11 protein-coding genes are annotated in these 8691 nt (G+C 58.1%); 7 read left to right on the top strand and 4 right to left on the bottom strand.

The genetic code is table 11. From position 1 onward, the window contains the following. Positions 1-754 (bottom strand): isocitrate/isopropylmalate family dehydrogenase (locus tag ABJN75_RS15810; RefSeq protein ID WP_348440543.1); only part of this gene is annotated, 754 nt, incomplete at its 3' end. A gap of 127 nt (positions 755-881) precedes the next feature. Here ABJN75_RS15810 and ABJN75_RS15805 point away from each other — a divergent pair. The 7 genes from ABJN75_RS15805 to otnC all read left to right on the top strand — a co-directional run bounded on the left by ABJN75_RS15805 (position 882) and on the right by otnC (position 6742). After that, positions 882-1886, top strand: coding sequence for a TRAP transporter substrate-binding protein (locus tag ABJN75_RS15805; protein WP_348440542.1), 1005 nt, complete (start codon positions 882-884; stop codon positions 1884-1886). 67 nt (positions 1887-1953) lie between these two features. After that, positions 1954-2502 (top strand): TRAP transporter small permease, encoded by a 549-nt coding sequence (locus ABJN75_RS15800; protein ID WP_348440541.1) that lies wholly within the window; start codon positions 1954-1956, stop codon positions 2500-2502. After that, the gene (locus ABJN75_RS15795) at positions 2499-3782 is read left to right on the top strand and encodes a TRAP transporter large permease (protein WP_348440540.1); all 1284 of its coding nucleotides are present in this window, start codon (positions 2499-2501) and stop codon (positions 3780-3782) included. The genes ABJN75_RS15800 and ABJN75_RS15795 overlap by 4 nt, the downstream gene beginning before the upstream one ends. Before the next feature lie 11 nt (positions 3783-3793). Further along, a complete protein-coding gene (locus ABJN75_RS15790; protein WP_348440539.1) occupies positions 3794-4084 on the top strand; it encodes a putative quinol monooxygenase in 291 nt (96 codons plus the stop codon). Then, complete coding sequence (locus tag ABJN75_RS15785; protein ID WP_348440538.1) at positions 4081-4875, top strand: N-acyl homoserine lactonase family protein; 795 nt, start codon at positions 4081-4083, stop codon at positions 4873-4875. The genes ABJN75_RS15790 and ABJN75_RS15785 overlap by 4 nt, the downstream gene beginning before the upstream one ends. Then, positions 4872-6101 (top strand): 3-oxo-tetronate kinase, encoded by a 1230-nt coding sequence (gene otnK / locus ABJN75_RS15780; protein ID WP_348440537.1) that lies wholly within the window; start codon positions 4872-4874, stop codon positions 6099-6101. Before ABJN75_RS15785 ends, otnK begins: the two co-directional genes overlap by 4 nt. Further along, positions 6098-6742, top strand: coding sequence for a 3-oxo-tetronate 4-phosphate decarboxylase (gene otnC / locus ABJN75_RS15775; RefSeq protein ID WP_348440536.1), 645 nt, complete (start codon positions 6098-6100; stop codon positions 6740-6742). The genes otnK and otnC overlap by 4 nt, the downstream gene beginning before the upstream one ends. 336 nt (positions 6743-7078) lie before the next feature. Here otnC and ABJN75_RS15770 read toward each other — a convergent pair whose 3' ends face one another. The 3 genes from ABJN75_RS15770 to ABJN75_RS15760 all read right to left on the bottom strand — a co-directional run. Next, the gene (locus ABJN75_RS15770; protein WP_348440535.1) at positions 7079-8011 is read right to left on the bottom strand and encodes an aldo/keto reductase; all 933 of its coding nucleotides are present in this window, start codon (positions 8009-8011) and stop codon (positions 7079-7081) included. 268 nt (positions 8012-8279) lie between these two features. Beyond that, positions 8280-8468 (bottom strand): hypothetical protein, encoded by a 189-nt coding sequence (locus tag ABJN75_RS15765; protein WP_348440534.1) that lies wholly within the window; start codon positions 8466-8468, stop codon positions 8280-8282. Positions 8469-8470: 2 nt separating this feature from the next. Further along, on the bottom strand, positions 8471-8691 hold a 221-nt coding region (locus ABJN75_RS15760), incomplete at its 5' end, for a hypothetical protein (RefSeq protein WP_348440533.1).

The raw sequence follows: 8691 nt of genomic DNA, 5'->3' as shown, positions 1-8691 counted from the left end.
AGAGAATGTCGCCGAACATGTTTTCTGTGACCAGAACATCAAACAGCCACGGCTTCTCGACCATCCAGAGTGCGGTCGCGTCGACATAAGCATGGTCTGCGGTCAGCTGAGAATATTCCCTGGCCACGCCATCAAAGATCTCGCGGAAAAAGGCAAAGGCTCGAAACACGTTTGCCTTGTCGACGCAGGTCACCCGGCCCTTGCCTGTGCCCAGGGCCTTGCGTTGCTGGGCATACTCGAAGGCAAACCGGAACAGCTTCTCGCTGGTCTTGCGCGTGATCAGAAGCGTCTCGCGTGCCTCATCCTTGGTCACTTCCCCCTTGCCCTTGGAGAAAAACAGCCCTTCGGTGCTCTCCCGGATCAGGACGAAGTCGATCGACTGGCCGCCTGAGAGTTTGAGCGGGGTGGGTTGACCCGGAACCACCCGGACAGGGCGAACCCCGGCAAACAGGTCGAGTTCGATCCTGAGATCCAGTTGCGGTGAAATTTCGGTTCCATCCTCATAGCGAACCGAGGGCAGTCCCATGGCTGCCAGCAGGATTGCATCGGCGTTACGGGCCGTCTCCATCGACGCTGATGGCAGAGACTCTCCGGTTTGAGCATAGAGAGCGGCACCGGCCGGAGCTTTGGTGAAGGTCAGCCCATAATCCTGCTGCGATTTTGACAGGGCTTCAAGTATGCGTATCGTTGGAGCAGTGATCTCCGGCCCGATCCCGTCGCCTTCAAACACCGCGATTTCGAATGACTGGACCATAAGTTTCCCCTGAGTGATGGACCGACGCTGAAAGCATCAGACTTGCCTGCAAAACGAATTTGACAATGAATTTTTTAATGTATACGTTAAATAATTGCAACACTGATTTTTTGCCTGGGAGGACAATATGAACATTCTGCTCAAGACACTGGCCGTCACAACCGCGATGGCGGGTGCGCTGGTCACATCCGTTTGCGCGCAAACGGTGCTCAAATTCAGCCACACAGACAATCCTGGCGGATCCCGCCAGGCCGCAGCCGAGGTTTTTGCCGAGAAGGTGAAGGAATATACCGAAGGCCGTTATGAAGTCCGGATCTTCCCTGCCGGCCAGCTCGCCAACGATCCGAAAGCCATCGAGCAGCTGCAACTGGGCGGCGTCGATTTCACGGTTTCAGCGACCGGTTCCTATGCCTCGCACCTCACATCACTCAATCTGACTGCCATGCCGTTTCTGGTCGACACCTATGAGCAAGGCTGGGAGTTTTACGACAATTCCGAGTGGCTGAAGGGCGAGTTCGCCAAGCTGCCGGACGTAGGCTTCCGGGTGCTCTCGACATGGGAAGCCGGGTTCCGCAGCTATACGACCAAGGATCCGCTGACGTCGCCTGCCGATGCTGTTGGCAAGAAAATGCGTGTTTTTCCAAACGACATGATCCGCTGGACCATGGAAGCGGTCGGTTTCCAGACCGTGGTGATGCCGATCACCGACGTTTATCTTGCGATTCAGCAGGGCACTGTCGATGGTCAGGAAAATCCGGTCGACACCATCAAGTCGCTCCGCTTCTACGAAGTCGCCCCCAACATCACCCTGACGCGCCACGTCTACAGCCCGTTGCCTCTGACTGTGTCTGAGAAGACCTGGCAGAGTTTCTCGGACGCGGACAAGGAAGCCGTCATGAAGGCGGCGGCCGAATCCTCTGCCTTCAGCCGCGATCTGGTCAAGAACTCGGTCAACGCACAGCTTGAGGAAATGACTGCCGCCGGCGCCAAGGTGTCGACGCCGGAAATCGGCCCCTTCCGCGACGCTGTGGCCTCGGTCTATGACAAGGCCCGTGGCGTTTACGGTGCGGAAGCCGTTGACAAGGTGCTGGCAGATGCTGCCAAAATCCGTGAGACGATGCCGGCGAAATAGGCTTTCGCTAATCGTAAACCCGGGATCAGGGCTTTCGCGGTCCTGATCCTTTGTCTGGGACTTTGGCATGGATTACAGGGCAACCTATCCGCTTGTACTACAGGTTTTAAGCCGCTTGATCGATCTGTGTCTGGTGCTTGGCGGCCTATCAATCGTGACGCTTGTTTTCGTCAATGCGACGCTCAGGGGCGCGGCGGGATTTGATCTTGCCTGGTCGCTGGAAGTGACGGCCTTCCTGCTGCTCTGGACGACCTTTCTTGGCTGTGCGGCGGCGATCGCCCGCGGAGCGCACATGCGGGTCACCGAGATTGTCGAGTTGTTCTTCCCTGCAAAGGTTCAGCATTTCCTGTCAATCGCGATCAATCTGGTGGTGCTGGTGACGATGGTGAGCCTGATCGTTGAGGGTTACTCCATCTCCACCCACACCTGGGCCCAGAAAACGACAGTTCTGTATTGGCCGGTCGGCTTTCTTTACGCCTCAATGCCGGTCGGTATTGCGCTTTCTCTGATTTTCCATGTCTTCAATATGTTGCATGACTGGCGCTCGCCGCCGGGCCGCAATGGTCCGCCGATTGCTCACCATGTCGACGGCGCCGATACGGGAGCCGTGGTGTGATCCTGCTTTTTGTCATTGCGGTGTTTCTTGTCACCGTGTTTGTTGGCGTGCCGCTGGTCTGGGCAATCCTGATCACGGCGATCCTGCCCATCATTGTCTTTGACCTGGGCTATCCGCTGCAGGCGCTGTACCTCAATTTCATCGGCGGGGTCGAACCCAACCACTTCCTCGCCATCCCGCTGTTTATCGTGGCGGGCGAGTTGATGAGCCGTGGCGGCGTTGGCCTGCGCATCATCGGGTTTGCCCGCGCCGCTTTCGGCTTCATGCCGGGTGGGCTTGGCATGGTGGTGGTCGGCGCCTCGATGATCTTCGGTGGTATATCCGGTTCTGCCATTGCCGACAGCGCAGCTATAGGCTCGGTGATGATCAAGAATATGGCCAAGGAAGGCTACGACAAGGCGTTCGCCGCCGGCCTCGTCGCCGCCGCAGGCACCATCGGCATCATCATTCCGCCCTCGATTCCAATGCTGATCTACGGATTTGTCGGCAATGTCTCGGTGGCGGACCTGTTCCTCGCAGGTATGGTTCCCGGCATCATCTTCGGGCTGGCCTTCATGCTGGTCTGCTATTATGTCGGCAAATCCACCGGCTGCGATCCCGGAGGCCGGACCACCACACGCGCCGAATTGTGGAGTTCGTTTGTCGGAACGGCACCGGCGCTGTTCATGCCGATCCTGATCCTTGGCGGCATTTTCAGTGGCTGGGTGACGCCCACCGAGGCTGCTGCGGTGGCGGTGGTCTACGGTCTGGTGGTGACCATATTCGTCTACCGGGATTTCCGGTTAAAGGACCTGCCGCAATTGATGGTCGATGCATTTGTGACCAGCGCGACCGTGATGGTGGTGATCGGCGCGACCACGGTTCTCGGCTGGTTGATCACGCTCGAGCAGATGCCGCAGGTGCTGGTCGCCTTTGTGCAGGACCTGTCTTCAAGCCCCTGGGTGTTTCTCATCCTGGTCAATCTGGTGCTGCTGGTTCTCGGCCTGGTGCTTGATCCGGTGCCGGCGATCCTGCTGACCGCGCCCCTGTTCCTGCCGACCGCGCAAGCTTTCGGCATCGATCCTGTGCATCTGGGCGTCATCATGACCTGCAACGTTGCCGTCGGCCTGTTTACCCCGCCTGTGGGCGCGACGCTCTATGTCGCTTCGCGCATATCAGGTGTCGGGGTGCTTTCCATCGCGCGCAGAATGGGCATGCTGTATTTTGCGGCGATCTGCGCGCTGCTTCTCGTGACCTACGTTCCCGCGGTGTCGATGACGATGGTCCATCTGTTTCGTTAAGTGAGGCTGGTATGTTTGCTGTTGTTGTGACGTTTAAAATCAAGGTCGGCATGATCAACGAGTTCATGCCGTTGATGCTCGAAAATGCGCGGGCCTCGCTGCGGGATGAACCCGGCTGCCATCAGTTCGACGTCTGCACCGATGAGGCGCAGCCCGACAGTGTTTTCCTCTACGAGATCTACTCGGATCTTGCGGCGTTTGAAGCACACCAGCAGACGCCGCATTTTCAGCAATTCGGCAAGACTGGCGGCTCAATGATCGAGTCCAAGGACCTGCGCACCTTCGCCCGCGTGCATCAATGATCTGGGAAGTCTATGCGCTCAAATATGCCGACCGCAATTCGCGGACCCGCAGGGACAGCTTCATCTTCGACGACAATCATGACCAGCCGCATGCGATGGACTATTTCATCTGGGTGCTGAAGTGCGGTGAGGAGGTCATTCTGGTTGACACCGGCTATGATGAAGCCGAGGCGCGGCGCCGGGATCGGCCGATTATCAGAGAACCGGCCGCGGCCTTGCAAGGTATCGGACTCAAACCGGAAGACATCACCCGTCTCATTGTCACCCATCTGCATTATGATCATGCCGGTGGTCTCAACCAGTTTCCCAATGCCACCATTCATCTCCAATCTGCCGAGATGGCTTACGCCACCGGGCCCTGCATGTGTCACGACACGCTGCGCATGCCGTTTTCAGCCGATCATGTCTGCGAGGCGGTCAAGCGGGTCTATTCCGGCCGGGCGATTTTCCACGATGGCGATGGTGAAGTCGCCGACGGGGTGACGGTGCATTGCATCGGCGGCCATTCACGCGGGCTTCAGGCCGTTCGGGTGCGGACAGTTTCGGGATGGCTCTGTCTGGCGTCTGACGCCGCGCACTATTATGAGAACGTGTTTGCCAGAAAACCGTTTCCGATCGTTGTTGATCTTCAAAACATGCTTGACGGGTTCGACCGGATATCAGCGCTTGCCAGCGACCGCAGCCTGATTGTTCCAGGCCACGATCCCCTGGTGATGAGCCTTTTCGAGCGGGCAGGGCCGGACTATGCCGTGCGGCTGGATAACGGCCCGACGAAGGAGTTCACGCTGTGAAAATCGGTGTCATTGCTGACGATTTCACTGGTGCATCCGACATTGCGCTGACTCTTGCCGAAGCAGGCATGAAAACCGTGCTTCTGGCCGGAGTGCCATTGCAACCGGCAACAGATTGTGATGCCGCTGTCGTGTCACTGAAATCCCGGACGGTGCCGGTTGAGGATGCGATCAGACAATCCGTGCAAGCCTGCGACTGGCTGACCGGGCAGGGCGCCCGGCAGATCATCTTCAAAGTGTGCTCGACATTCGATTCGACGGATCAGGGCAATATCGGGCAGGTCGCAGAAGCGCTGGCCGAACGTTTGGGCGAGCGCGCGGTCATCGTCTGCCCTGCCTTTCCGGAGAATGGCCGCAGTGTGTATCAAGGGCATCTCTTCGTCGGCGACAAGCTGCTGAATGAGAGTGGCATGCAGAACCATCCGCTGACACCGATGACCGATCCTGACCTGCGCCGCGTTCTGGCCAGACAGACAAAATGGTCGGTGGCCCATGTGCCGATGCGCACGGTCAACAAGGGGGCCGATGCAATATCTGTTGCCCTTGAAACGCAAACCGCAATGTTCATCGTTGATGCCATCCGGGATGAAGATCTCCACATCATCGGAGCCGCTGCGAAGGAGCGCAAATTGCTGTGCGGCGGCTCAGGCATCGCGCTGGGCCTGCCTGGCAATTTTGGTTTCAACCCCGGCTCTCCGACCTGGGCAGGGGTTGAGGGGAAGGGCGTCGTGCTGTCGGGCTCATGCTCGCTGGCGACCCGTGCGCAGATCGCCAAATATGCACAAACAGCACCTTCGCTCGAATTGACCGCAGATGATGTCATGGCCGGCGTTCACACCTGGCACAGCTTAGCTGACTGGGTGATGAAGCAGGATCATTCCGCACCGCTGGTGTTTTCATCGGCGGAGCCCGAAAAGGTCAAGGCTGCACAGGAACGTTATGGTCAAACGGTCATCGCAGAGCGGATAGAAGGCCTGTTTCAGGACCTCGCTGCCGAACTGACCCGGCGTGGGATCTCGCAAATTGTCTGTGCGGGTGGTGAAACCTCAGGTGCCGTTGTCGCCGGCATCAACGCGAAGGGGCTGGCCGTAGGCTCCAGAATTGCCCCGGGTGTTCCTGCCTTGCGTGTTGACCACCGGGCGCTTGCGGTGGCGCTCAAGTCCGGAAACTTTGGCGATGAGGATTTCTTTGCCCTGGCGATTTCGATGCTGGCAGGGAACCGATGAGTGAAGAAACCAAAGCGCGCGATGACATTGCCCGCTGGGCCGGGTCGATGTTTGATCGCGGCCTGACAAATGGCTCTTCCGGCAACATCTCTGTACGCCTGTCTGATGGTCGTCTGCTTGTCACGCCCACTGGATCCAGCATGGGGTTTATCGATCCTGCACGCATAAGCCTCCTGGACCGATCCGGCGATCTGGTCAGCGGCGATGCCCCGACCAAGGAAATTCCATTGCACAGCGCCTTCTATGATACCCGTCATGGCGCCGGCGCTGTGGTGCATCTGCACTCGTGCCATTCGGTGGTGTTGTCAGTGCTGCCGGAGACCGATCCCGACAACGTCATTCCGCCGATCACCGCCTATAGCGTGATGAAGCTTGGTCGCGTCAAATTGCTTCCCTATTTCATGCCCGGCGATCCGGCCATGGGTGACGCCGTGCGCGGTCTGCTTGGCAAACGGTCTGCAGTGCTGCTGGCCAATCACGGGCCAGTCGTCTGCGGCAAGGATCTCGATGCCGCGGTCTATGCCATGGAGGAACTCGAGGAAGCCGCAAAGCTCACCCTTTTGTGTCGCGGTCTTTCGCCAAACCTGTTGACGGAAGAGCAGATCAGCGGCCTCGTCAGGACATTCGACGTAGACTGGTAGCCCATGTGACCGGAGATTGGTAGCCTGTGCAGGGATTGCGCGAGGATGGTGACGGTCTACATTGGTTAGCCTCTCGGGCGCGGCGATGGGTGCGCCTGCAGCGAACTGAGACTTGTCCACATTGCGGACCTTGTTGGCTGGTGCAGCGGCGGTCCGGTTTCCGACCCTTTTTGATTACGAGAATCCTCCCAGCTTCGAGCTCGCCTTCGCTTGCCGCCAATGGCTTCATGCTTGTCGCGCAACACCGTGCAGCGGTTTTGCGATAACGACATGCAGCAACAATGAGCTGACGCGCGTCACCTGAACCCAACCAAAGGCGATATGCGTTGGTCCTGGTTAGGCTTCTTCCGACCGGTCCGTTGCCGGAGCCGGATTGGGGCTGAGCCTGGTTACCTCCGCAAAAAGATCGTTCGGCAATTCCAGATCCAGTGTATCCAGCGACGGCTGCAATTGAGATGCATTGCGTGCGGAGATCAACGTCGATGTGACCGCTGGATGCCGTGTCACCCATGCCACGGCGAGCGTCGCAGCGGGGATCCCGAATTTTTCCGACAGAGCGCGCAGGCCGCGGGCGGCTTCGTGCATCCACGGCTGTCCATAACGCGCCGCATACGTGCGATCATCTCTAAGTCTTCCGGCCGCCCCATCTGCGTATTTGCCGGTTAACAGCCCGCCGCCCAGGGGCGAAAAAGGGCAGACAGAGATGCCCTGATCTTCGCAGGCAGGTAGAATCTCGGTCTCTACCTGCCGTTTCACAAGATTGTACATCGGCTGGCAAACATCGATCTGCGTGCCGAATTTCGCACAAACTGCCTGTGCTTTCATGATCTGCCACGCCGCGAAATTCGACACCCCGATGTGGCGGATCATCCCGCGGGACTGCATCTCGGCCAAGGTGCCAAAGGTCTCGTCGAGCTGCGTTTCGGGGTCGAACCGATGCAGATAGTAGATATCGATCCGGTCGACCCCCAACCGTTTGCGGCTTAGCTCGTGGGAAGCCCGCAGGTTGTCTGACGACGCGGGGCGATCATTCGGTGCCTTTGTGGCGACGAGGATATCATCGGCCATCGGGGCGGCCAACTTGCCCAGCATACGCTCGGATTCACCGCCCGCATAGCTGTAAGCCGTGTCGAAGAGATTGATCCCGGCCCCTATACAGGCCTCGAACATCTCGCGCGCGCTGTGGTCATCTGCGGTTCGGCCAAATTGCATGGCCCCAAATCCCAAGCGGGAAATAGGCGTTCCATTCTTCGTCTCAAGGCGCTTCATAGGTTGGCTTTCATTACGAGGGGAAAGTGTCGAAATTCTCAATGCTCAATTCGGCGACGGCAAACTTCGCCCTCGGTCCAGCCGCATGATGCGATCAGCTTTGTCGCGTGGGAAAGACGACATCACCGAGGAAAAATGCCTCAGATGCAGCAGCGGGAATCGATCTTGACCTGGCTTAGGGAGCATCCACGAGCTCTTGCAGTTTGTTAAAAAGGCTGTCCGCCGGCGCCGAGATTAGATCGGGTGAGCCGCTGATAATGAAGGGATATCAGAAATCGAGCTTCTGATCCCAGCCGCCCTGAACGAGCGCGGTCACATTCGATTCCGAGATACCTGCCAGCGTATAACCGTCATCGAGCTTATTCATGGCGAAAACCATACCGTTCGACCCGGCCAAACCACCAGTCTGATTGGTCACATTCATCGATACCGGCAGATGCTTTTCCATCTCGGCCATAATCATCCGGTTGGCGCTGTCCGTGCCGCCACCGGCGCCCAAACGACGACATCGGAACTACCGCGATATGGATAGTCTTGCGCATCTACGGAACCGTCTCGGCCAGCGCTTGGCGTGGCCGCAACCGCGAGCCGTGCAAGCTTGATTTTCATCTCATCCTCCCAATGGATATGATGCTTTTTGCATTTGTTTACGTATTTGATAATGTTTGCTTTGTCAATTC

The organism is Hoeflea sp. (assembly GCF_039975035.1).
GTDB lineage: Bacteria > Pseudomonadota > Alphaproteobacteria > Rhizobiales > Rhizobiaceae > Hoeflea.
The sequence above is the reverse complement of the archived record's forward strand: the minus strand, read 5'-3'. Positions and strand labels throughout refer to the sequence as shown.

What these genes read in the sequence shown, in the direction of transcription:
- ABJN75_RS15805 (WP_348440542.1), top strand. Translation starts at nt 882, where the DNA reads ATGAACATTCTGCTCAAGACACTGGCCGTCACAACCGCGATGGCGGGT.
- ABJN75_RS15800 (WP_348440541.1), top strand. Translation starts at nt 1,954, where the DNA reads ATGGATTACAGGGCAACCTATCCGCTTGTACTACAGGTTTTAAGCCGC.
- ABJN75_RS15790 (WP_348440539.1), top strand. Translation starts at nt 3,794, where the DNA reads ATGTTTGCTGTTGTTGTGACGTTTAAAATCAAGGTCGGCATGATCAAC.
- ABJN75_RS15785 (WP_348440538.1), top strand. Translation starts at nt 4,081, where the DNA reads ATGATCTGGGAAGTCTATGCGCTCAAATATGCCGACCGCAATTCGCGG.
- otnC (WP_348440536.1), top strand. Translation starts at nt 6,098, where the DNA reads ATGAGTGAAGAAACCAAAGCGCGCGATGACATTGCCCGCTGGGCCGGG.
- ABJN75_RS15770 (WP_348440535.1), bottom strand. Translation starts at nt 8,011, where the DNA reads ATGAAGCGCCTTGAGACGAAGAATGGAACGCCTATTTCCCGCTTGGGA.
- ABJN75_RS15765 (WP_348440534.1), bottom strand. Translation starts at nt 8,468, where the DNA reads ATGGCCGAGATGGAAAAGCATCTGCCGGTATCGATGAATGTGACCAAT.